A 23,453-nucleotide genomic window follows, 5' to 3' on the forward strand; every position below is an offset into this window, starting at 1 on the left:
CGCCAGCCGATGAATCTGTTTTTCCGCCTGCTCTGCGTTTTCTTCAAAGCGTACTTCTCGAAAAAAGATACCCATTACCTGGACGAGACTGAGATTAGATCACGCGTCATGCTGACCGATCAGGACATGTTCGCCCATATGACGAACAGCCGTTATTTCTCTTTCAGCGACCTCGCGACGATTGACTACATCATCCGGACGAATGCCTGGGCGCTGCTGCGCAAGCGAGGCTGGATGCCAGTGGTCGCTTCAGAGGCAGTCGCTTTTAGGCGCATGTTGCGAGCGCACCAGGCTTTCAAGGTTACCACACGCCTCGTCGGGTGGAACGACACTTATCTCTGCCTGGAACACCGTTTTGTTCGTGATGAGGAGGAGACAGCGCTGCTGCGAGTGGTCGCGAGGTTTGCAAGCCGCAAGAAGTCAGAACGGGTTCTGATCAAGGATGTAACGAAGCTCCTAGGCATCACTCAGGCGTCGCCACCCTTGCCGCGTGAGTTCCAGAATATGATCGATGACATCCAAACCTTTCGAGACTCTGCGTCGGCCTCGACATAAGGAAACTGGTGGGCGGTAACGGGCTCGAACCGCTGACCCTCTCGGTGTAAACGAGATGCTCTACCAACTGAGCTAACCGCCCTTCCAGAAGAGCCTTTTGCGCATGCTCGTCGCGAAAAGCAAGACGGCCTTCTGCGAATGATGCAGAAGGCCGCCCTCAATAAGTGTGTATTGCGACTAGTGGCGCAGCGAACCCGCAGTGTCCGGGTCAACCGGCTTGCCTGACAGAGACGCCTGAAGCGCAGCCTCGTCTTCGTCCGACCATTCAATCGGCGTCAGAGGACGCGTCAGGGCTCGGGCAAAGACTTCATTGATGTCCGTCACCGGAACGATCTTGAGGCCTTCCTTCACATTGTCCGGAATCTCAGCGAGGTCCTTCTCGTTCTCTTCCGGAATCAGCACCGTTTTGATTCCACCGCGGAGCGCAGCAAGTAGCTTCTCCTTGAGGCCGCCGATTGGCAGGACACGCCCCCTCAGGGACACCTCGCCGGTCATGGCGACATCACGGCGAACCGGATTGCCAGTCAGAAGCGACACAATGGCCGTGGTCATAGCGATACCCGCAGACGGTCCGTCCTTTGGAGTGGCGCCATCCGGTACGTGAACGTGAATGTCCGTCGTGTTGAATTGGCTCGGCTTGATACCCACCATGACGGCTCTGGACCGAACGAGCGAGCTTGCCGCCTGAATCGATTCCTTCATGACGTCGCGAAGGTTACCGGTCACTTTCATCATGCCTCGGCCGGGCATCTGCACGGCCTCGATGGTGAGCAGGTCACCGCCGGTTTCCGTCCAGGCAAGGCCTGTGACAGCACCAATCTGATCTTCCTCATCGGCAAGGCCGAAGCGGAACTTCCGGACGCCAGCGAAGTCACCCAGATTATCGGATGTGACTTCAATCGCTGTCTCACCCGATTGGGTGATCTTGCGCACAGCCTTGCGGGCAAGCTTTGCCAATTCACGTTCGAGGCTCCGCACCCCGCCTTCGCGGGTATAGTAGCGGATCAGATCGCGAACGGCATCGTCCTTAACGACCCATTCGCTCTCAGCAAGCCCGTGATCCTTACGGATCTTGGGAATGAGGTGACGGATCGCAATCTGCAGCTTCTCATCTTCCGTGTAGCCCGCGATCCGGATGATCTCCATCCGATCGAGAAGCGGCTGCGGCATGTTCAGCGAGTTCGCTGTCGTCACGAACATTACGTCCGACAGGTCATAATCGACTTCCAGATAGTGGTCGTTGAACGTCGAATTCTGCGCCGGATCCAGCACTTCGAGAAGTGCCGAAGCCGGGTCACCGCGATGGTCCATGCCCATCTTGTCGATCTCGTCCAGAAGGAAGAGCGGATTGCCCGACTTGGCTTTCTTCATAGACTGGATGATCCGTCCAGGCATAGAGCCGATATAAGTCCGGCGGTGGCCGCGAATTTCGCTTTCGTCACGCACGCCGCCGAGCGACACGCGCACAAAGTCACGCCCTGTTGCTTCCGCAATGGACTTGCCGAGCGACGTCTTACCAACACCCGGGGGACCAACGAGGCAGAGAATAGGTCCCTTCATCTTCTTGGTTCTCTTCTGAACCGCGAGATATTCGAGAATGCGTTCTTTCACCTTCTCGAGACCGTAATGATCCTCATCAAGCTGCTCTTCCGCCTTGTCGAGATCGGTCGAGATGTTCTTGTGATTGCCCCATGGCAGTGCAAGCAACCAGTCGAGATAGTTTCGAACCACAGTCGATTCCGCCGACATCGGGCTCATCTGACGGAGTTTCTTCACTTCCTGATCAGCCTTTGTGCGGGCTTCTTCACTGAGTGGCACTTCACGAATTTTCTCTTCGAGATCAGAGACTTCGTCCCGCTCTTCGCTCGCATCACCGAGTTCGCGCTGGATCGCTTTCATCTGCTCATTGAGATAGTATTCGCGCTGGGTCTTCTCCATCTGACGCTTGACGCGGTTTTTGATTTTCCGCTCCATTTGCATCATGCCCATCTCGCCCTCCATGAGAGCGAAGACTTTCTCCAGGCGTTCACGGGCATTGGAAACTTCCAGAAGCTCTTGCTTATCGGTCAGCTTGACCTGAAGCTGTGAGGCAACAGCGTCTGCCAGCTTGCCGGCGTCCGTGATCTGGGAAACGGTCGCAACCGACTCCGGCGGAATCTTCCGGTTCAGCTTTGCATAGTTTTCGAACTGATCGATGACCGCCCGCGCAAGCGCCTGCACTTCACCGGTGTCTCCGGCTTCAGGCTCGACGAGTTCGACTTCGGCGTCGAAATAACTGTCACGGTCATTGAATTCGACGATACGGGCCCGCTTGGAGCCTTCGACGAGCACTTTGACTGTGCCATCTGGCAGCTTCAGCAGCTGCAAGATCGTCGCAACCGTACCGAGCTCGTGAACATCATCGGCAGTCGGGTCATCGGTTGAAGGGTCTTTCTGGGCGACGAGCATGATCTCGTTCTCGCCTTCATCGACCATTTCCAGCGCTCTCACCGACTTGTCGCGGCCCACAAATAGTGGCGCCACCATGTCTGGAAAGACAACAATATCCCTCAATGGAAGGACTGGGAGGGTTTTCCTGGGCATTTCTGTGCCTCCTAAGTTCTGGATCCTGCTCAGCAGCGATCCGCCGCTCGTCTCAAGGGTGGACGATTCCGGCTTCTGGTTAAAGATGTGGAGGTAAACTCAGACCATTCAAGCCGGTCAGAGCATCAAGAATTGCACAGAATTAAGATGCTTCGCTCGGCTTGGCGGCTTTGGCGTGGACATGCAGCGGTGCAGCCTTGCCTTCAACCACTTCGCCATTGACCACAACTTCTTCGACACCACGCAGGTTTGGCAGCTCGAACATCGTGTCGAGCAGGATGCCTTCCATGATTGACCGCAGGCCACGCGCACCGGTTTTACGGGCAATAGCCTTGCGCGCAACGGCGGTGAGAGCCTCCTCGGTGAAGGTCAGCTTGACGTCTTCCATATCAAAGAGACGCTGGTACTGCTTCAGCAGAGCATTCTTGGGCTGGCTCAGGATCTCGATCAGTGCTTCCTCATCGAGGTCTTCCAGCGTCGCAATGACGGGCAGACGGCCGATGAATTCCGGAATGAGACCGTAACGCTGCAGGTCTTCGGGCTCTGTATCACGAAGCACTTCGCCAACACCGCGACCGTCCGGATCCTTCACATCAGCGCCGAAGCCCATACGGGTCCCTTCACCACGCGAAGAAATGATCTTGTCGAGGCCAGCAAAGGCACCACCGCAAATAAACAGGATGTTGGTTGTGTCGACCTGCAAAAATTCCTGCTGCGGATGCTTACGTCCACCTTGGGGAGGAACAGACGCAACCGTTCCTTCCATAATCTTCAGGAGCGCTTGCTGAACCCCCTCGCCTGACACATCGCGGGTTATGGATGGATTGTCCGACTTGCGGGAAATCTTGTCGATCTCGTCGATATAAACGATACCGCGTTGTGCCCGCTCGACATTGTAGTCGGCAGACTGCAGCAGTTTGAGAACGATATTCTCGACATCTTCACCGACATAACCGGCTTCCGTGAGCGTCGTCGCATCAGCCATGGTGAACGGCACATCCAGGATGCGCGCCAGCGTCTGTGCGAGCAGCGTCTTGCCGCACCCCGTCGGGCCGACGAGCAGAATGTTTGACTTCGCGAGTTCCACACCATCAGACGTGGAGGCGTGCGAGAGACGCTTGTAATGGTTGTGTACAGCGACCGACAAAATGCGTTTGGCGTAGGATTGGCCGATCACATAGTCATCAAGGACGTCACATATCTCACGGGGGCTTGGAACGCCCTCTTTCGATTTGAAGCCTGAAGCCTTGCTCTCTTCACGGATGATATCCATGCAGAGTTCGACGCATTCGTCGCAGATGAAAACGGTAGGTCCCGCAATCAGCTTCTTAACTTCGTGCTGGCTCTTTCCACAGAAAGAGCAATAGAGCGTATTCTTCGAATCGCCGGTGCCGTTTTGTTTAGTCATGGCTACCTCAATGCTTGCGATCAATTAACGCACGATTTATGCCGCGCAGCTTTCTCGCACGAAATCGATCTTATTTTCAAAGTTCAGACGCGCAAGTGCAGCGGCGCATCAGCCTGAACTATTCTTCGTCTTCGCCTTTGCGGCGCTCAAAAACCTGGTCAATCAAACCGAAATCCCTAGCTTCCTCAGCCGTCATGAAGGTGTCGCGGTCCAGTTTACGCTCAATCGTGTCATAATCCTGTCCGGTGTGCTTCACATAGATATTGTTCAAACGGCGTTTCAATTCGAGAATCTCCTCGGCGTGCCGTTCAATATCAGTCGCCACACCGCGAAACCCGCCAGATGGCTGGTGCACCATGACGCGTGCATTCGGCAGAGCGATGCGCAGGTCTTTCTTGCCGGCAGCCAGCAGAAGCGAGCCCATCGAGGCCGCCTGCCCTATGCAGACCGTTGAGATCGGGCAGCGGATATATTGCATCGTGTCGTAGATCGCGAGGCCGGAGGAAACGTATCCGCCCGGGCTGTTGATATACATGGCGATCTCTTTTTTCGGGCTTTCGGACTCCAGAAACAGGAGCTGCGACGTGATCAGAGCGGCCATGCCGTCATCAATCCCGCCAGTGACAAAAATGATACGCTCCTTCAGGAGCCGAGAGAAGATGTCGAAAGCCCGCTCACCCCGGCTCGTCTGCTCGACGACCATAGGGACCAGGTTCAGCGCAGTGGTGTAGGGATCGGACATTCGGGAGTTCCCAGCGTAGTCTGTTGTTCTCATCACGACTGTGGTCGCAGAGGTTGGCATATTTGTCTACCAACCATTGCACGCAAGAGGCGTTATGATGACGGCAGTGGATAAAGTCTTAATCTGAATCGAAAGCGCCGAGGCAATGCCCCGGCGCAATCTTGTTGAAGGTCCACCAAGACCTAGATCTTGTAGTACATGTCAAATTCGACAGGGTGAGGGTGGAGCTGAAGGCGCTCAACCTCTTCCATCTTCAGATCGATATAGGCATCGATCTGGTCATCGTCGAACACATTACCCTTCTTGAGGAACTCCCGGTCGCCGTCGAGGCTTTCGAGCGCTTCACGCAGCGATCCACATACTTGTGGGATCGACTTCGCTTCTTCCGGTGGAAGGTCGTAAAGGTCCTTGTCCATGGCGTCGCCCGGATGGATCTTGTTTTCGATCCCATCAAGGCCAGCCATCAGAAGCGCTGCGAATGCCAGGTATGGGTTCGCGGTTGGATCCGGGAAGCGCGTTTCAATACGCTTGGCTTTCGGGTTCGAGCCGAACGGAATGCGGATCGACGCCGAGCGGTTGCGGGCTGAATAGGCCAGCATAACCGGCGCTTCGAAGCCCGGCACCAGACGCTTATAGGAGTTCGTGGACGCGTTGGTGATCGCGTTCAGAGCCTTGGCGTGCTTGATGATGCCGCCGATATAGAAAAGGCAGGACTCCGACAGACCAGCATAAAGATCGCCGGCGAACGTTGGCGAAGAGCCATTCCAGATCGACTGGTGAACGTGCATGCCCGAGCCGTTATCATTGAAGTATGGCTTCGGCATAAATGTGGCGGTCTTGCCGTACTGGGCAGCCACATTGTGAATCACGTATTTATAATACTGAAGATTGTCGGCCATCTTGGTGAGGGTCGAGAACTTCATGCCGAGCTCGTGCTGAGCAGGCGCCACTTCGTGGTGATGCTTCTCTGGCTCCAGGCCAATTTCGCCCATGATGGACAGCATTTCAGAGCGCATGTCCTGCTCGGAATCGATTGGCGGCACCGGGAAATAACCGCCCTTGGCATGTGGGCGATGGCCCATATTGCCCATTGGATATTCCTTGTCCGTATTGGCCGGCAGTTCGGTCGAATCGAACGAATATCCAGTCTTGTGCGGCTCGGTGGACCACTTCACATCGTCGAATACGAAAAATTCGGCTTCAGGTCCGAAATAGGCCGTCGTGCCGATTCCCGACTGCTTCAGATAGGCTTCCGCCTTCTTTGCTGTTGTCCGCGGGTCGCGGCTATAGGCCTCGCCCGTGATCGGATCGAGAATATCGCAGATAACGGCCAAGGTTGTCTGCTGGAAAAACGGGTCGATAAGCGCAGCGCTCGTGTCCGGCATGAGCAGCATGTCGGACTCATTGATCGTTTTCCAACCCGCAACTGACGAGCCATCGAACATCTGACCTTCCGTGAAGAAGTCATCGTCGATCATGCCCTTGTCGAAGGTGACGTGCTGCAGCTTGCCGCGCGGATCCGTGAACCGCAGGTCGACAAACTCGACGTCCTTTTCCTTCATGAGTTTCATTAGATTTTCGGCCATAAAGCCCTCCTGTATGAATTCCTGTCTTTTCGCCCGTCTCGATGACGGCACACCCGCTTAGAGCGCGCCCTCGCCTGTCTCGCCGGTTCTGATCCGGACAGCCTCGGTTACTTCTGACACAAAGATTTTTCCATCGCCAATCTTTCCGGTGTGCGCTGCTTTGGAAATCGCTTCAATCGCACCAGGTATGCTACCATCGGCGACGACGAGTTCGACCTTCAGCTTGGGAAGAAAATCGACAACATATTCAGCGCCGCGATACAGCTCAGTATGTCCGCGCTGGCGTCCAAAGCCTTTTGCTTCAGTGACAGTCATCCCCTGCATGCCGACTGCGTGAAGCGCTTCCTTCACGTCATCAAGCTTGAATGGCTTGATGATCGCTTCAATCTTTTTCATTGGCCCTAGACCCTCTCTTTTTGAATGGTTTTGCCGTGGATTAGCAGGCCTGCGCGCAAGGCGGCAATTCGATTAACGAATTGGACCACAGCTCTCTGCTTCTGCACAGAAATTCAGCGCAACTGACTGTGATTTGGGCAGGGCTGTAGCGGCAAAAATGACGCCCGCGTCATTGTTCTGTTAATGGGCTGATGCTATATAATGTCCAACGTTTATACAGCATTTCCGGGAAGTTTCATGACCGCCGCTACGATGACGAACATCAATCCAGACCGTCCTCAGCCTAAATTCAGGCCGCTCAAGGCATGGATGCACATGCAGCGGCTCATCGCCAACAAGGAAGATACCGAGCAGGTCTTTCTGATCATCGAGTCGCTGAACGGCAATCATTTGCTGAAAGACTTCGAGCGGTTCGTCTCGACGGAACGCGGAGCCGCAGAGCTTCGAAAGAGAACGTATCTTCCCCCTCTTCTCGACGATCACGGCCCTCTTTATGAGATGCCAGAAGGCAGCGTCGGCCGCGTCTATGCGGAATTCATGGAACGCGAAGGGCTAACAGCAGCCGGCCTCGTTGCAGAAAGCGAGAAGCGCGACACTGGCTGGCGGGACTACGATGACGATCTTCTCTGGTACGCGAACCGTCTGCGCGACACGCATGATATGTTTCACATTCTGAGCGGTTATGGTCGCGACGCGCTTGGTGAGGCAACGCTTCTGGGGTTCACACATAGCCAGCAAGGCGGCCTCGGCGTGCGCTTCATCAACTTCATGGGCGGGCGTCAGATCGCGAAAGTCGCCCCCAAGGAAGCGGACATTAAAGGCGTGATCCGGGAAGGCCGCGAAAACGGCAAGCGCGCAAAACGAATAATCGAACAAGACATTCTTGCTCTGTTGCCGAGGCCACTGGACGAAGTGCGCGCTGAACTCGGAATTGCAGAGCCGATCCTGTATCATCGCGCCCTGAAAATTCTGGCCGACGCTGGGATCGAACCCCTGGCAACAGCAGCTTGATCTGGCTTATTCGACACGGAGAAGCCGCCGCCAGCTGGGGTGAAGCGGCTGATCCAGGACTGTCCAAGTCAGGCCGAAAGCAGGCCGCGGCCGCCGCAAAAGAATTGTTGAGAGCGCCGGTCGAAAAGGTCATCTCCAGTCCAATGGCGCGGTGTCAGGAAACGGCGCGCGCCTTTTCGGGACAATCGGGGATCGAGATGGAAACGGTCCACGCAGTAACAGAAATCCCGACACCGGAGGGCCTTGAAGACCGCCGCGCCTGGCTGTCCAATCTCATGGCCGGCAACTGGTCCGCTGCGCCGCAAGTTCTGAAAGACTGGCGGTCCAGACTGATTGCGACGGTGGAAGCCCTACCCGATAACACGGCAGTCTTCACACACTTCGTGGCGATCAATGCCATCGTTGGGCACCTTGATGGAACTCAGAGCGTGACTGTCTTCCGCCCAGGCAATTGCTCCATCACAACACTCGTTCGAAATGGTGACAAATTGGCTGTTCAGGCGATGGGCGGCGAAGCAGAGACCAAAGTCCTTTAGTCCCAGAACGCCGCAGATGTGCCCAACGTTCTGCATGGGGCGGTGTTCTGCCCTTTATAGTTTGCTCTTGGATTGGCTCGGGCTGTTGATACCGCTTCCTTTCGCCGTATCATTTCATCCGGAAGATGCGAGGCGGAATTCATTGGAGAAGTCGAGTTGACCAAGCTCAGCCCTCTTGAGAACGGCCCCGAGCTTTGGCTCGCAAGATGGCCGTGGCCCAGCGTGGAAGGCCATAAATATGGGCGTGGACATCTGGGGTGTGTAACGGGCCCAACAGCTGCCACAGGCGCAGCGCGCTTGACGGCTCGAGCTGGCCTACGCATCGGCGCCGGCCTGGTCAGCCTTCTCTCGCCGCCCGCTTCGGTTCTGGTCAATGCCACCCACGCCACGGCGGTCATGGTAAAGCCCTTCCAGAACGAAGAAGAGCTGGCGGCGCTCACCGCACAGATGGATTGTGTCGTTATCGGGCCCGGCGCAGGAGTTTCAGGCACAACGGCCCGAAACGTTGAAACGGTATTGGATCATGCAGCATCAGCCGTCCTCGATGCGGATGCTCTCACGGTATTCAAGGATCAGCCGGAACATCTTTTCAAACGCCTGCAGAAGCCCGCAATTCTGACCCCTCACGAAGGAGAGTTCGAACGGTTATTTGCAGGGCTGTTGAAAGACAAAGGGCGTGAGCTGGCGGCGATTGAGGCGGCACAAAAGTCCGGCGCGACGATCATTCTAAAAGGTGCAGAAACGATAATTGCGTCGCCTGACGAGCGTCCTGTGATCAACCGTCACGCTTCACCTTTCCTTGCGACGGCGGGCAGCGGAGATGTATTGGCCGGGGTCGTCGGCGGTCTCATGTCTCAGGGCATGACCTCATTCGATGCGGCGTGTGCGGGCGTCTGGGTGCACGGCGAAGCGGGACGCAATTTCGGTCCGGGGCTCATCGCGGAAGATCTTCCCGAAGCCCTGCCGGCTATTCTCTCCAGATTTTATGAATTGAGGTCTTGAACCGCGCCTCGGAGCTGAGTACGAGACCCCTCCACATATTGCGGATGTGGCGAAATTGGTAGACGCACCAGATTTAGGTTCTGGCGCCGCGAGGCGTGGGGGTTCAAGTCCCTCCATCCGCACCATGTGAGATTGGTCATGTTCCACGCGTAGACAGTCGCGCCACGCTGTGACATACACCGCCGCTTCAAGGATAATCGATGCCAGATGCGCGGCCAATGAGGCCGAACCGGCACAAGGAATGACAGACATGGAATGCACCGAAACCGCCGAAGGCCTCAGCCGCATGTACAAGGTCAAGGTGCCTGCAAGCGAACTGCAGACGCGCTTTGATGCCAAGATTGAGGAAATTCGTCCTCAAATGCGTCTGAAGGGCTTCCGCCCCGGCAAAGTACCTGCTGCGCACGTCAAGAAAATGTTCGGCAAGTCGATCATGGGCGAAGTGGTCGAAGCTGCGATGAAAGAATCCAGCGAAAAGGCAATTGCCGACGCCGATATCCGGCCAGCTTCCCAGCCGAACATGCACATGGAAAGCGACATGGACGCTGTCCTGGACGGCAAGGAAGACCTCGCCTTCCACATGCATGTCGACATCATGCCGGAGTTCGAGCCAGCCGATACGTCGAAGATGAAGATTACGCGTCCCGTCTCCGAAGTCGACGACGCGGCGATCGAAGAGGCGCTCGGCCAGGTTGCCGAAAACAATCAGAAATTCGAGGCTCGCGGCAAGACAGCGAAGGCTCGTGATGGCGACGCCGTGTTGATCGATTTCCTCGGCAAGGTTGACGGCGAAGCCTTTGAAGGCGGCGCAGCCGAAGGCCACTCGCTGGTCCTTGGGTCAGGCAGCTTTATCCCAGGCTTTGAAGAACAGCTTGTTGGAGCGAAAGCCGGCGACAAAAAAGACGTCGAAGTGACCTTCCCCGAACAGTACCAAGCCGAGCACCTCGCCGGCAAGGACGCCGTCTTTGAAGTGACCGTACACGAAGTTCGCGCGCCAAAGACGCCGGAAGTGGATGAGGAGTTCGCCAAAGGTCTCGGCATCGATTCTCTGGAAGAGCTGAAAAAACTCATCACCGACCAGCTTCAGGCCGAACTCGACAATGCATCTCGCGCCAAGGCAAAACGCGCCCTGCTCGACGAACTGGACAAAGCCCATGATTTCGAGCTGCCGCCTAAAATGGTGGACATGGAGTTCGATCAGATCTGGCAACAACTCCAGGCCGAAATGGATGCCGGCCGCGCCAGCGACGAAGACAAGGACAAGCCCGAAGACAAGCTGAAAGAAGAGTACCGCGCCATTGCTGAGCGCCGTGTTCGCCTTGGGCTTGTTCTGGCTGAAATCGGTCGTCTCCAGGACATCAAGATCTCCGAGCAGGAAGTCCAGCAGGCTCTGATCCGCGAAGCTCAACGCTATCCCGGACAGGAGCGCCAGGTCATCGAATTCTTCCAGCAGAATCCGAACGCAATGGCCCAGCTTCGCGCTCCCATCTACGAAGACAAAGTCGTCGACTATCTCCTCGAAAACGTCAAAGTCACCGACAAGAAGGTGTCCAAAGACGAGCTCATGAAAGACGACGAAGAGTAAGCGACGATCAGCTTCATGAATAAAGGCCCGGCAGCGTAAAGCTGTCGGGCCTTTTTTTTAGGCTGCTGCTGCGATCTCGTCTGGCAGAGCCGCATCAACCGGTGGCTCCATCCCCATCAGCGCTGGCGGCACCGCAATTGGTACAACCTTCAGCAGGTCGTCATCTGCCAACTCGACATCAACGTTGAACTCCTGCCAGCCAATCATGACGCGCAGACGATACTTGCCGGCAGACAGGTTCTCAAAGCCATACTGACCAAAAGAAGCTGAAGCTGCCTCGGAGACCTTCGATGTCGAAGCGTCAATGAGTTGAATGGCCTGACCCTCCAGCCTTTGATCCTCTGGCCCGGCCTTTCCGTCGCCGTCCATATCCACAAAGACGGCACCGCGGACCTGGCCGGACATCACAATCGGAATCTCAACATTTGTTCGCCGACCGCTTGTGATGGTCGCTGTTGAGAGCTGGCCATCAGACACCATGTAGCCGAGAGGCAGGCTTTGGCGGCTGACCGATATGACAGACACCCCCTCCTTTATATTCTGGATCATGAAGTTGCCGTCCCGATCGGTTGCCAGGGACAAGCGAGTGCCACGCACGCTGAGGCGGGCACCGGGCACGCCTGGTTCAATTTCCTGACGAATTCCATCTCGGTTCAAATCGACGAAAACCGTGCCGGTCAGAGCGCCGCGGTCTTCGAGAGGCAGCGCATGCTGGCGCGGTTCATTGAACGCGATGGTGCCGCGCAGCGCCACGGACAAGTCGTTGCGCCCTTGAAGGTCGTCAAAGTAGCTCGCGGTCAACTCAGTATTCTTGTTGATCAGGTACCGAGCCCGCAGATTCGCGAAATATCGCGTGTCATTGTCATCAGGATTCACGCTGGGTAGCGCCGACATCTGTCCGTCCACTGTCAGCTTGTCGCCAAGCCTTGATCCGGAGGAAAATGCGGCGGACGCACCGACCCGTAGCGATGTGTATCCATCAGTCCTAGCGAGTGTCGCCGACGGGGCAAGGGAAACATATGCGCCCTCTCCAAGCGACTTGCGGAAAGGATTACCCTGCACTGCCACGACGGCTTGTTCGGCAGTATTGGCAGCGGGTTGAGAGTCGTAACTCGCCTGCACTATCCCCCAATCGAACCGTTGAAACACACGCGCACGAACCGAGGTTGTGTCGGTTACGCCGTCGGTTTCTTCCTTCCTGGTCTGGTCGATATCAATCGACACGCCCGGCCCGTCTCTACCGATGCGCGTACTGACCGACATGACAAGTGATTGCGCGGTGATATCGTTACTGCCACCAATGTGGGTGACGCTGGCCCGTGCACCGACGGCGACATATTGTAGGAGGCCCCAGGATTTTGCGCTGCGCCAGTCGGTCGAAACACTCCCTCCAGTGCGGGCGCCGACGCGGTTGTCGAACACACCCTGGAAGGCAGAGTCAGTTGCTGAGGCCGTAAATTTCTCACCGACATGATAGGCCGTAATGGCAGCGTTTATCTGGTCCGTTATCCGATAGCGCGCCTGCCCCCGACCGCGAATATCGAGGCCGGAGCCGATCTTCGTATCGAAATGTCCTACATCCGCCGAAACATAGGCGGACTGCAGAACGCCCTCTTTTCCGTTCTGATCCAGGACCTTCTGGCCTGACAAGACAAAGGCTGATGTTTCACCGCCGTCCAGTGACTTCATGGACGCCCCCAATTCTTGTGAACCATCAGCCCCCAAGACCCTGACACCCGCGGCAAATCCCCCGAATTCCGGCTTTGAAGCGGTATCGCTCAGTCTTTCCGTCCCCGTCAAAGTTGATCCGCCGGCCACAGCAACCAGAGTGCCGTCATCTAATTGCTCGCGGTATGACAAACCCCGTATGCGCGACACATCTACGCCAGATAATTCGCGGTGGCGCTCGCTATAGTCGCCAGCACTGCCGACCCAGCCATCAAGGCTCTGAACGTCCAGCGACAGCCAGCTGGGCTCCAACTCGCGACGACTTTCCATGCCGCCTGCACTTTCATAGGTGAGGCGAGAGTTTACGCGATCAACGCGGCTACTGAATTGCGCCATGACAGGCCCGCGATCGCTAAGCTGATAGCTCAACGCTTCGGGCGTGAGGGGCGTATTGCCGATCCCTGACGAAACGGCGTCTCCCGGCAGTCCAGCGTCACCCAGGCGATCATCAAGACTGATGTCTATGCGATTGGAGCCCGGCGTAACGGTGATATGGGTGCCCGTAAGCGTTTCAACGGCTGAAAACGGTAGCAAGAGCTGGTTCCGGTCGGAGAAGGACATATTGGGCGTCACAAGGCGTGGTGTGTTGTTCACTGAAACCAATCCAGACGCTAGATCGAGCTTGATGACCGCAGAGTCCTGCGACCGGACGACAGTCACAAAACCAGGCTCCACTCTCAATTCATGACCCAAAGCTTCAGCAACTGGCCCAAGCGGAACCAGGAGCACAGGACCGACGGTTCGGGCTTCATTGCCAAAGGTGTCGACGGGGCGGCCATTGACCCACACGTCGAGGTCGAACTCTGGACGCAACCGCTTGTCGAGAGCGTAAATCAATTCGCCATCCAGGCCTTGGTTGACGACCGTGCCGGTAAGAACCGCAATCGCATTCGGCCCGAGCCACACGCCTGCCTTCTCAATAGGCTCGAAACTGGGCAATTTGCCGACAAGCACTCCGTTTGATCGGACGTCTCCATCCGCAAAATCCATCGTTATCACAGCGCCATCCTGGTGACGGTGGTATGTGAGCGTCGATTCATTCATTTCGAACCGCCCTTGGAGGGCGTCTGCAATAGGCTCAGCATCGATCAGAAGTGCATCAAGCTCGTCACCCGTGCGACGCGTGCGAACAGAAACGACAACACCTTCGACAGTCACATCGCGGTATTCGACCGGCACATCGACCTCACCGGCTGCATCGTCAAATGAACGCTCCAGAGACATGACATACGCATCTGGCTGAGACACGCGTATCGAATCGCTGCGCACACCCGTCTGGGCAGCTGCGACAGGCGCCACAGCCATTAAGAGTGCAGCCACGAGGGCTGGTATGCCAGATCGGTTCGCCATTGCCTGTGAGCTACCAGGAAGCTCACATCCTCAAATCAACTCACTGGAGCCGATGCCAAGGACCAGTTAGGCAGACGCGCTTCCCCACGACAGGCAAGCGATCCAGCCGGAAGGCCAGCACGCATTCGAAACATTTGTTATCACCCAATGGTATTTTTATTGGGCAAGCCTTATCCGAACTGAGTTAATATCTGGCTTATCTGCCTGTAAGCAGCACAACAGGAGCCAGCGGGACGCGACATCAGGCCCCACCGACAATAGCCCCGCTTTGTGAAATCGTTTGATGGTCGTTTTCTTCGCAATTCACGCAGCGAGAAGCTAGCTAAAGAGTCTCCCCTAATGCCGGAATTTAAAACACTTTTTTTGGCCACCATGGCCTCGATTCTTGTGTCAGCCTGTAGCCCATCAGAGCCAGCGCCTGCCGAACCGACTCGTGAGACCAGCAAAACCAATGCAAAGACTCCGCCCGCTGCCAGCAAAGATACCACTACGCCTCAAGGCAATGAATTTGCGGGCCTGCCGGCGCCTTACAATGAGGCCAGCTACTCCCTTGGGCGCCGGACGTTCAAACTTTGCGCGTCTTGCCACACAGTCAAAGAAGGCGGTCAAAATCTCGTCGGGCCAAACTTGTACGGGATCTTCGGACGGCGAGCCGGCTCCTTACCAGACTTCAAATATTCCGATGCACTCTCAAATGCCGACATTGTATGGACGCCCGGTCATGTGGACGAATGGCTTTCAAACCCGAAGTCCTACCTCCCCGGCAACAATATGAGTTTCGTGGGCGTCCGAAAGCCGGCAGACCGCACGGCCGTGATCGCTTATCTCATGCTTGAAAGCGGATATGAGACGACACCGCCCGACACTTCAGAAGATCCTTGAAACGGCGACGAACACAGCGCTTTCATCGAACTCTCCGCCAAACTCCGTAAGGGTGCCCGCTGACAATTCGAACGTGTCAGCCTTCCAGAGATACTCGAACTGATATTTGCTGGAGCCCGCATTGTGCGTGCCATCATCAAACCAGGCCTGGGAGATGGCCCACACATTGCCAAAAACGCGTTGGCCATAACCAAGCTCCAGGCGCTGGCGATTGCAACCGTCATCGTGAACCCGGTAAGCCGCTTCAGCAAACCAGAAAGCAGGCACGGACTTCTTTTTCATTTTATAGGTCAGTGATTGCCCGAAACCGGCCCGCGCCTCTGCTCCGAATTTTTCGCAAGCCGCAGCGCCGCCGATTGCAGCCCCTTGCAACACGCCGCCCTCGACCGAGGCAACAATATTTGGAGATAGCCGGAAGCCCCGGCGCGCTGTGGCGCGCCATCCATCAGCGTTGAATTCTTCAAATTGGTCGAATTGCAAACGTTCATATTTGAACGTGGCGGTCCAGTCGTCACTCAGGCCGAATTCGGAATAAGTGTCGTACCGCAGGGCATCAAGAGACTCGACAGTCGAGCGCGACACGGCAAGGCGGGTATAAACCTCATTGTCATGGCGAACCCACGGGCCAGCATTTGCATCTGGCGCGCAATACGCGATCGCAACGATTAGACCCCACCTAAGCATAGACGGAGGGCTTTATAGGCCCTCCGTCACACGTTGAAAAGCTTGCGCTTAAATTAGAGCCGGAAACGGATCTGGTCGGACCAGAAGCGCTCGAGACGGGAAACCGTCTTGTTGAGCTGCGTCAAGTCGTTCGGACGGACGCTCGCAGTCGGCTCAAGTGCGTTTGCTTGCTTGGCAAAGAGGCCTTCGACACGTTCGCGCACCTTGTGACCGCGCTCTGTGAGCCGCAGGTGAACGGTGCGCTTGTCGGCTTCAGAGCGCGCTTGCAGCAGGTAGCCACCCTCCTGAAGCTTCTTGATGTTGTAAGATAGGCTCGTGCCTGCGAATGCACCGCGAGCCCGCAGCGTCGAAGCTGGCGTTTCACCATCCCCGATTTCATAAAGAAGCAGAGCTTGCACACCCGTCAGGTGACGCTCACCACCCCGCTCCAAGTCGTCTTTGACGACGTCGTGCAGACGGCGATGAGCCTGCTCAAGCAGGGAAAGAGATTTCAGAAAAGATTCAGCGACCGTGTCTTCACTGGTCACTGCTTGCGCAGCGTTGTTCATTTGTACCACCATCATCACTCAACTTTTGTTGTAGTTTGATTAGAGTTACGCCCATCTTCCTGATATTTCGTTAAACATGACCGTTCTGGACGCTCACTTCGTTAACAAAACGGGCAATTTTCATTAAATTTGAATGGTCGCAGAACCGAAAATTGGCAGCCCTGCTGCTATTGAGCGTTGAATTTGGACGGGAAGGAACGCTTTCTACGTTCCGCATCGTTGACTGCAGATGGAAGCCAACAGCTCAGTGTAGGTTTGGCCGCAAATCGCAGTAAGTCGTTGTTCCAGATTAAATCCCGCGCAACCAAATCAGGATAGTTAGCGCCCATGGAAGAACATCGCGAATATGTCCGGTTCCAGGTAAATACATCGGGCACCCTGATCCTTGAGAATGGGTTCAAGATTTCGTTTGTCGTAAAAGATCTTTCGCAGCGCGGAGCAAAGCTGCTGCTGTCCAACTCAGTTGTTGTTCCCGAAAATTTCGTGATCGAAATTGTGAGCCCTGATCGTCAGAAAATTAAGAAGTGCAAAGCGATCAAGCAATGGCAACGCGGTCCCCTGCTCGGCGTCCGCTTGCTGTCTTCGGAAACCATCGCTCTATAGAAATCTGGGAGCCGAGCCCATTCACGATATAAAGATCGGCCCCGCCGGACCATCCGACATCTCTCGATTAATCGAGCTCGACCTTGCCGCAGGACAGCTATTCGCTCCGACCGGCTTGTTGAGCGAAGAGGCGTTACAAGACCATGTCCCGCTGGATGTGCTTGAGGAGGCCATGCGGTCTGAGCGTCTCGACGTCGCGAGGGACGATACCGGGCATGCTATCGGCTTTACGCTCGTCTCTATCGCGCCATCCGGCCTGTACTTGGATCAGGTGAGCGTGCATCCCGACCATGGTAAGAAGGGCATCGGCACGCTCCTGATGAATAACCTGACCTCGAAGGCTCGCAAGCTTGGCCAGCCGCAGATTATTCTTTCGACCTTCAGGGATGTACCTTGGAATGCACCTTTTTATGCAAGACTGGGCTACCGAATAATCCGAAAACAGGACTACCAGCCCTTCATGATTGAAATTGAAACGGCGCAACGTCCCTTTATGGACGTTTCGAAGAGAGTTTTCATGAGAAAGCGTGTTCGCAAGAGCTTCATTCGCGCTAATAGGAACGCATGACTTCACCATTTCCCCAGACTTTTCCAAACACCCGCCTTCGCCGCCTCCGCCAGGCCGGCTGGATCAGGACGCTGAGCGCAGAACATGTTCTGACGCCCTCTGACCTCATCTGGTCGATGGTTGTACATGACGGAGCGGAGCCCCGAATTCCGGTCGGCTCAATGCCAGATCTCTATCGCCTCAACGTCGCTGAGGCTGCCAAAGCCGCGCGCAAGGCCGAAAGTCTCGGCATACCCGCTATCGCAGTCTTCCCTCACATCAATCCGGACCGGAAAGATGAGCGCGGACAGGAAGCCCTGAATCCATCCGGCCTGGTGCCAGAAGTCATAAAGGCCATGAAGGACGCAGCCCCAGATGTTGGGATCATCTGCGATGTGGCGCTGGACCCCTATACATCCCACGGCCACGACGGCCTGGTCGATGAGAATGGCTACGTGCTGAACGACACAACGACCGACATTCTCGTTCAACAGGCGCTAGTTCAGGCTGACGCCGGCGCGGACGTTGTTGCCCCGTCGGATATGATGGACGGGCGCATCGGTGCCATCAGACAGGCATTAGAGGAGGAAGGACACGTCAACACAATGATCCTGTCCTACGCCGCCAAATACGCCAGTGGCTTCTACGGGCCCTACCGCGATGCGATCGGTTCAGCGACGGCCCTCAAAGGCGACAAGAAGACCTATCAGCAAAATCCGGCGAACTCGGACGAGGCCCTGCGTGAAGTGGCTATGGATATTGCTGAAGGCGCTGACATGGTCATGGTGAAACCTGGCCTTCCCTATCTCGATATTGTTCGCCGGGTTTCGGAGACTTTTGCGATCCCGACAATCGCCTTCCAGGTCTCGGGGGAATATGCGCAAATCAAAGCGGCTGGTGACCGCGGCTGGATTGATGGCGAACGCGTCATGATGGAAACTCTGGTTTCATTCAAACGTGCAGGCGCCGCCGGTGTGATTACCTACTTTGCCGAGCAGGCTGCAGAGCTGTTGAACGCCTGATGATGAGCAGATGGCTCAGTCGCGCCTGTCGGTCGTTACTAATCGTCGGCGCTTGTACGAGTTTTCTGGTCGCCGCGCCGATACAGGCTCAAACGCCAAGCGCTAATGACGAGATCAAGGATCTCGACCTCAAAGGCGGCAATATTGGCATCTCCGTTGTCCGGCTCGACGGCACGCCTGTCCTGGAGACGAACGCGCAACGCCGTTTCCTGCCAGCGTCCAGCCAAAAGCTACTGACAACCATCGCAGCGTTCCATTTTCTGGGGGATTTTGAAAATTCCGGGTGGCCCCGAGGAACCGTTCTCACCGTTGAATCAAGTGCGACCGACGCCGAGCGTCCTAACGTGCGCCTGATTGGCACTGGCGACGTCACCCTGTCTGTTGCACCAGACTGCCAACTCAATTGCCTCTCGACGCTCGCAGAAACTCTGGCAAGTTCGGACTTCGACGAAATTGGGTCTGTGATTGTCGATGACACGCTGTTTCGCCCACCCTACCGGCCGGATGGCTGGAGCCATGACGACCTCAAATTCGCTTATGGTGCTGCAGTTTCCGCGCTCAGCGCTGATCGTGGAGAAGCGGCCGCCAGGATCTCAGCGCCGCGCCAATCCTCCGCAAGTCCGCTGTTTTCCTGGACGTCATACCCTGCTTTCGAAACGGATGTGTCCGCAGTCACCATGAACAGCGGTAGCCAGGAACTCGAATTGGACCTGCAAGCGGGCTCAAACCTGGCGGTTTTCAGTGGAAACCTGCCGCCCGGCACGACCCTCCCGCTTCGATTTGGCCTCGCTGACCCAACCAATTATGTGGGTCAGGTCTTTCGGGCGATGCTGATTGAACGGGGTGTAAATGTTACCGGCGGCGTCGTCCGATCGTCGCCCAATTCCGAAGCCGGCCATAACAGCCGCGTGGAACTTGCTCGTTATGCGCTGCCGACTCCCAACCCGTCAGAAACGATCGAAGCGATCCTGCACGAAAGCAGCAACATCGATAGCGAAGTCCTGCTGCAGCACATTTCATTGACTTTGGCCGATCGCACCCCGGAATCTGGAATTTGGCTAGTCGAACACATTCTGGCCGAAGCCGGGGCTGAAGACTACGAATACGATGTCGCTGACGGATCCGGTCTTTCGGTTTACAACCGCTTATCACCCGGCGCCATGACGAGCGCCCTCAGCTGGGCGAGCCAGCAGGAATGGTATGAAGCCTGGTACCCGCTCATTGCCGCCAATGGCGAGGACGGGACGTTATCGAGGCGTTTTGTTGCGTCTTTTCTACCCGGAATGATCCGCGCGAAAACGGGCAGCGTCTATGGAACTGACGCACTTGCTGGATACTTCACGGCGGCCAGCGGCGAACAGTATGCCTTCGCCGTATTCATCAACGATTCCGGCCTCACGCATCGTCAGGCGCGCCGCATCATCGATGATTTGGTGCTTGGCTTCGTTCGGGACCTCTGAGTCACTCTTCCCAGGTCTCGTACTTCGCGCGCATATATTGGATGCCATGCTTGATGATCTCCCGCAGGACATCTTCATCCACGTCGGCCAGCTTGTTGATATATAGGCAAGATTTGCCGAGCTTGTGTTTTCCGAGCTGTTCTAATTGGGCCTCAAGGCCGGAATACCCCGACAGAATATAGATGGCGAGGTTCGACTTTCGCGGCGAAAACCCGGTGAGCAGGAAGTCGCCTTCGCGACCACTTTCATACTTATAATGGTAGCGACCATAACCAATTATGCTCGGTCCCCACATTTTCGGTTCCAGGTTCGTGACCTCTGCGAAGATCTTGAGCAGGCGCTTTGCGTCGTCCCGTCGAGTTTTATTCTCTACCGAGTCTATAAATGCGGTCGGAGACTGCGCTGTCGGTTTGGTCTTGTTTTCAGCCTTGCCCATTCATCACCCCAGATCGACAGCTTTGCCGAGGTCAAGAACGATGATGAGAACGATCAACACGATCAACAAAGCAACCGATAGCCCCACATTGAGCCAAAAAGCGCGATCCGCATTCTGTTGATCGATCCATCCGCGAGGCTTGATTTGCTTCAGACGGAACACCGCCAATGCCGATACAAGCAGGCAGACAATGTTGAGGAAAAGAAGCGTGGCCGATCGTGATGCCAGGGTCCACTCACCCGCTCCAAGGAAAAGCCCGAGGGCCGCACCCGGCGGCAGCAGCGCAGCAGCGACCATGACGCCGACCAGCACGGCCGCCTTACCTTGAGCCATGGAGAGGGCAGCAGCACCACCAGCGGCCAAAGCCAATGCAACACTATCGAGACGCACCTGAGTTCGCGAAATCAATTGCTGGCTCTCTAGATTAAGAGGCAGCACAAATGAGAGTGCGAACGCAACCAGAAGCGCAATTCCCAATCCTGCGGCGAGCGTTTTGCCAGACTCTCTCAGCAGGGTCATATTCCCAAGCCCGCTACCGAGCGCAAACCCCAGGATCGGGCCCAGGAGCGGGGCAATAACCATCGCGCCGATGACCGCAGCGACCCCATTCGAATTCATCCCGATCGCGGCCACCACCGTCGACAGGCCCGACAGGATCAGAAAATCCGTGGTCAGAGCCGCATCCCGGGTGACATCGTCGAGCAACTCTTCTCTCAGGACAGCCAGATTTGCTTTCTTGTCTTCTTCCTCGAGCGGCTCGGGTGTGGGTATGACGGCTTCGATAGGAATCATCGTCACCCGCCAGTCATTGCACGTCTCAAGAGCCGTGTAGATGGCATCACTAAGCGCCTGCGAGCGACCATCGTGCATGATCACTTTCAGATACATGCGGTCTTCCTGGTGGACGTCGAATTGCACCCAGTCGACCGGCTCAAAAGCCTTGATCGCCCGCAGCACTGTATCGCTATCGCGTCGTTTGAGATGAACTTCTAGCTGGCGCACCTCAAGACTCGGTTTTCTTCAGGCGTGCAATGAGGCTCGAGGTATCCCAGCGCCGGCCACCTGCAGCCTGCACGTCCGCATAAAACTGATCGACCAAAGCCGTTACCGGTAAAGACGCGCCGGCCGAATTGCCCGCCGTCAGGGCGATACGAAGGTCCTTTCGCATCCAGTCGACAGCAAAGCCGTGTTCGAATTCTCGCTCCGACATCGTCTTCCAGCGGTTCTCCATCTGCCAGCTTTGCGCCGCGCCACCGGAGATTGCTTCAATGACTTTCGCAACGTCCAGTCCGTTCGCTTCGGCGAAGTGAATACCTTCTGACAAACCTTGCACGATACCGGCGATACAAATCTGGTTCACGGACTTAGCGAGCTGGCCTGCCCCGCTCTCCCCAATGTGCGTTATCCGCGAGCCATACGACTTCATGACGGGTCGAGCCTTGTCCATCGCGGTTTCATCGCCGCCGCACATAATTGTCAGTTTGCCGTTTTCCGCACCGGCCTGGCCGCCTGATATCGGCGCATCAATGAAACTCGCCCCGCGCTTTTGGCAACGCTCATTCAGGCGGCGAGCCAAGTCCGCACTCGCGGTCGTGTGATCAACGACTACCATACCTGCAGCGAGATTGGGCTCAATCGCATCAAATACGGCTTCGACATCTGGATCGTCGCCGAGACAGAGAAACACGAACTCCTTGCCGAATACAGCAGTCGCCGCATCCGTTTCCGATTCCCCCTTATACTTGCTTGCCCAGGTTTTCGATTTCGATGCCGTCCGGTTCCAGACGCTGACATCGTGTCCGCTTCTGGAAAGGTGACCTGCCATAGGGAAGCCCATCACCCCGAGCCCCAAAAACGCGCACTTGCTCATATTCGCTTGTCCAATCGTCATATTGTTTTCGCTCAAACTAGAGCGGTTGACGCCATTTATCGACACCGGCTGCAGATAAATACCAAAATATCGAGCCCGGTTGGATTTGTATCAAATTCGTCAGGATTACGAGAGGAGACCTCAAGACAGACCTGTTAACCACGTTTCCAGATCAGAATGATCGGAAGACTATGGCTGGAAATTACGCCTCTTACCGCAGGGCTAGCAGAATGCCCCTCGCTCCCGTCCGCCGCCAAGGCGCATGGAAGCTGGCTTATGCCGATTTTCTGACGGCGCTATGCGCATTCTTTCTGGTCATGTGGCTGATACACGGCGCATCCAACGACCAACGTGCGGATATTGCCGGTCAGTTCAGCTCTTCGTCAAAGCTCGAACCACACCTCACGACAGTTACGGAGCCTGAAAGCAACCTCATTCTTGAGCAACTTTACGCTTCCAGCTTACTCCAGCAGCATCGAGACAATGTCTTCGTGCAGGCTAACGACGGCGGTATTCGCGTTGAGCTCATCGATCTCGAGCGCATGCCACTCTTCAACAAGGGTGAAGCGACACTGAATGATCGCGGAACGCTTGTCATCAACCTTGCCGCCAAAGCGATAGCAGGCCTCGGCCTCCCGGTAGCCATTGAGGGCCACACCGACAGCGCCCCAATGCTGCGGGCCGGCTATTCTAATTGGGAATTGTCTTCTGATCGAGCCAACGCGGCGCGCCGTGCCCTGTTAGCTGGCGGCGTCGATGCCTCGCAGATCCGCAGTGTATCAGGCCTCGCAGACACGCGGCCCCTCGAAGACGGCCGCGCTGACTTGCCTCAAAACCGTCGCTTGAGCATAGTGATTCAAATAGAATAGATCCGCGGATCCATAGGGGTCGGGATACAGGCGAGGAGGCCGAATGGCCG

Annotated in this window: 22 protein-coding genes and 2 tRNA genes; 12 read left to right on the plus strand and 12 right to left on the minus strand. The window is 56.1% G+C overall.

The features are described from left to right. Positions 1 to 9 precede the first annotated feature (9 nt). Positions 10 to 555, plus strand: coding sequence for a thioesterase family protein (locus WNY37_RS11735; protein WP_342973578.1), 546 nt, complete (start codon positions 10 to 12; stop codon positions 553 to 555). Positions 556 to 561: 6 nt separating this feature from the next. Here the strand turns inward: WNY37_RS11735 and WNY37_RS11740 are convergent. The 6 genes from WNY37_RS11740 to WNY37_RS11765 form a co-directional block, all read right to left on the minus strand. Next, positions 562 to 637, minus strand: a tRNA-Val gene (locus WNY37_RS11740). Between the two features lie 95 nt (positions 638 to 732). Further along, positions 733 to 3,138: an endopeptidase La gene (gene lon / locus WNY37_RS11745; RefSeq protein WP_342973579.1), complete on the minus strand. Its 2,406-nt coding sequence runs from the start codon at positions 3,136 to 3,138 to the stop codon at positions 733 to 735. A gap of 142 nt (positions 3,139 to 3,280) precedes the next feature. After that, complete coding sequence (clpX, locus tag WNY37_RS11750) at positions 3,281 to 4,546, minus strand: ATP-dependent Clp protease ATP-binding subunit ClpX (protein ID WP_342973580.1); 1,266 nt, start codon at positions 4,544 to 4,546, stop codon at positions 3,281 to 3,283. Between the two features lie 118 nt (positions 4,547 to 4,664). After that, positions 4,665 to 5,288 (minus strand): ATP-dependent Clp protease proteolytic subunit, encoded by a 624-nt coding sequence (locus WNY37_RS11755; protein WP_342973581.1) that lies wholly within the window; start codon positions 5,286 to 5,288, stop codon positions 4,665 to 4,667. A 182-nt stretch (positions 5,289 to 5,470) separates the two neighbouring features. Next, the gene (gene glnA, locus WNY37_RS11760; protein ID WP_342973582.1) at positions 5,471 to 6,874 is read right to left on the minus strand and encodes a type I glutamate--ammonia ligase; all 1,404 of its coding nucleotides are present in this window, start codon (positions 6,872 to 6,874) and stop codon (positions 5,471 to 5,473) included. 57 nt (positions 6,875 to 6,931) lie between these two features. Then, complete coding sequence (locus tag WNY37_RS11765; RefSeq protein WP_084393853.1) at positions 6,932 to 7,270, minus strand: P-II family nitrogen regulator; 339 nt, start codon at positions 7,268 to 7,270, stop codon at positions 6,932 to 6,934. Positions 7,271 to 7,507: 237 nt separating this feature from the next. Between WNY37_RS11765 and WNY37_RS11770 the strand changes: the two genes are divergently transcribed. The 5 genes from WNY37_RS11770 to tig all read left to right on the plus strand — a co-directional run bounded on the left by WNY37_RS11770 (position 7,508) and on the right by tig (position 11,404). Continuing rightward, the gene (locus tag WNY37_RS11770; protein WP_342973583.1) at positions 7,508 to 8,281 is read left to right on the plus strand and encodes a Coq4 family protein; all 774 of its coding nucleotides are present in this window, start codon (positions 7,508 to 7,510) and stop codon (positions 8,279 to 8,281) included. Beyond that, a complete protein-coding gene (locus tag WNY37_RS11775) occupies positions 8,278 to 8,817 on the plus strand; it encodes a histidine phosphatase family protein (protein ID WP_342973584.1) in 540 nt (179 codons plus the stop codon). Before WNY37_RS11770 ends, WNY37_RS11775 begins: the two co-directional genes overlap by 4 nt. A 222-nt stretch (positions 8,818 to 9,039) precedes the next feature. Then, positions 9,040 to 9,819 (plus strand): NAD(P)H-hydrate dehydratase, encoded by a 780-nt coding sequence (locus WNY37_RS11780; protein ID WP_342974896.1) that lies wholly within the window; start codon positions 9,040 to 9,042, stop codon positions 9,817 to 9,819. A gap of 40 nt (positions 9,820 to 9,859) precedes the next feature. Beyond that, positions 9,860 to 9,944 (plus strand) — tRNA-Leu (locus WNY37_RS11785). 125 nt (positions 9,945 to 10,069) lie between these two features. Next, entirely contained in the window at positions 10,070 to 11,404 is a 1,335-nt protein-coding gene (tig, locus tag WNY37_RS11790; protein WP_342974897.1) for a trigger factor, read from the plus strand. A gap of 57 nt (positions 11,405 to 11,461) precedes the next feature. Here tig and WNY37_RS11795 read toward each other — a convergent pair whose 3' ends face one another. Next, positions 11,462 to 14,437, minus strand: coding sequence for an SdrD B-like domain-containing protein (locus WNY37_RS11795; protein ID WP_342973585.1), 2,976 nt, complete (start codon positions 14,435 to 14,437; stop codon positions 11,462 to 11,464). 315 nt (positions 14,438 to 14,752) lie between these two features. Here WNY37_RS11795 and WNY37_RS11800 point away from each other — a divergent pair, with 315 nt between their 5' ends. Beyond that, positions 14,753 to 15,364, plus strand: coding sequence for a cytochrome c family protein (locus WNY37_RS11800; protein WP_342973586.1), 612 nt, complete (start codon positions 14,753 to 14,755; stop codon positions 15,362 to 15,364). Here WNY37_RS11800 and WNY37_RS11805 read toward each other — a convergent pair. Beyond that, on the minus strand, positions 15,350 to 16,048 hold the full coding sequence (locus WNY37_RS11805) for a hypothetical protein (protein ID WP_342973587.1): 699 nt from the start codon (positions 16,046 to 16,048) through the stop codon (positions 15,350 to 15,352). The genes WNY37_RS11800 and WNY37_RS11805 overlap by 15 nt on opposite strands. Positions 16,049 to 16,101: 53 nt before the next feature. Beyond that, on the minus strand, positions 16,102 to 16,596 hold the full coding sequence (locus WNY37_RS11810) for a MarR family transcriptional regulator (protein ID WP_342973588.1): 495 nt from the start codon (positions 16,594 to 16,596) through the stop codon (positions 16,102 to 16,104). 327 nt (positions 16,597 to 16,923) lie between these two features. On the opposite strand from WNY37_RS11810, the gene WNY37_RS11815 reads away from it, so the two are divergent. From WNY37_RS11815 to dacB, 4 genes are all read left to right on the plus strand, one after another. Continuing rightward, the gene (locus tag WNY37_RS11815; protein WP_342973589.1) at positions 16,924 to 17,199 is read left to right on the plus strand and encodes a PilZ domain-containing protein; all 276 of its coding nucleotides are present in this window, start codon (positions 16,924 to 16,926) and stop codon (positions 17,197 to 17,199) included. A 118-nt stretch (positions 17,200 to 17,317) separates the two neighbouring features. Further along, complete coding sequence (locus WNY37_RS11820) at positions 17,318 to 17,767, plus strand: GNAT family N-acetyltransferase (RefSeq protein ID WP_342973590.1); 450 nt, start codon at positions 17,318 to 17,320, stop codon at positions 17,765 to 17,767. Further along, positions 17,764 to 18,768 (plus strand): porphobilinogen synthase, encoded by a 1,005-nt coding sequence (gene hemB / locus WNY37_RS11825; protein ID WP_342973591.1) that lies wholly within the window; start codon positions 17,764 to 17,766, stop codon positions 18,766 to 18,768. The genes WNY37_RS11820 and hemB overlap by 4 nt, the downstream gene beginning before the upstream one ends. Continuing rightward, positions 18,768 to 20,228: a D-alanyl-D-alanine carboxypeptidase/D-alanyl-D-alanine-endopeptidase gene (dacB, locus tag WNY37_RS11830; protein ID WP_342973592.1), complete on the plus strand. Its 1,461-nt coding sequence runs from the start codon at positions 18,768 to 18,770 to the stop codon at positions 20,226 to 20,228. The genes hemB and dacB overlap by 1 nt, the downstream gene beginning before the upstream one ends. A 1-nt stretch (position 20,229) precedes the next feature. Here dacB and WNY37_RS11835 read toward each other — a convergent pair whose 3' ends face one another. The 3 genes from WNY37_RS11835 to WNY37_RS11845 form a co-directional block, all read right to left on the minus strand. After that, on the minus strand, positions 20,230 to 20,664 hold the full coding sequence (locus WNY37_RS11835) for a DUF1801 domain-containing protein (protein WP_342973593.1): 435 nt from the start codon (positions 20,662 to 20,664) through the stop codon (positions 20,230 to 20,232). A gap of 3 nt (positions 20,665 to 20,667) precedes the next feature. Continuing rightward, the gene (locus tag WNY37_RS11840) at positions 20,668 to 21,552 is read right to left on the minus strand and encodes a TIGR00341 family protein (protein WP_342973594.1); all 885 of its coding nucleotides are present in this window, start codon (positions 21,550 to 21,552) and stop codon (positions 20,668 to 20,670) included. Positions 21,553 to 21,667: 115 nt separating this feature from the next. Continuing rightward, on the minus strand, positions 21,668 to 22,534 hold the full coding sequence (locus tag WNY37_RS11845) for an NAD(P)-dependent oxidoreductase (RefSeq protein WP_342974898.1): 867 nt from the start codon (positions 22,532 to 22,534) through the stop codon (positions 21,668 to 21,670). Positions 22,535 to 22,764: 230 nt separating this feature from the next. On the opposite strand from WNY37_RS11845, the gene WNY37_RS11850 reads away from it, so the two are divergent. Beyond that, positions 22,765 to 23,403: an OmpA family protein gene (locus WNY37_RS11850; protein WP_342973595.1), complete on the plus strand. Its 639-nt coding sequence runs from the start codon at positions 22,765 to 22,767 to the stop codon at positions 23,401 to 23,403. Positions 23,404 to 23,453: the final 50 nt, after the last annotated feature.

This window comes from Henriciella sp. AS95 (genome assembly GCF_038900055.1).
Lineage (GTDB): Bacteria > Pseudomonadota > Alphaproteobacteria > Caulobacterales > Hyphomonadaceae > Henriciella.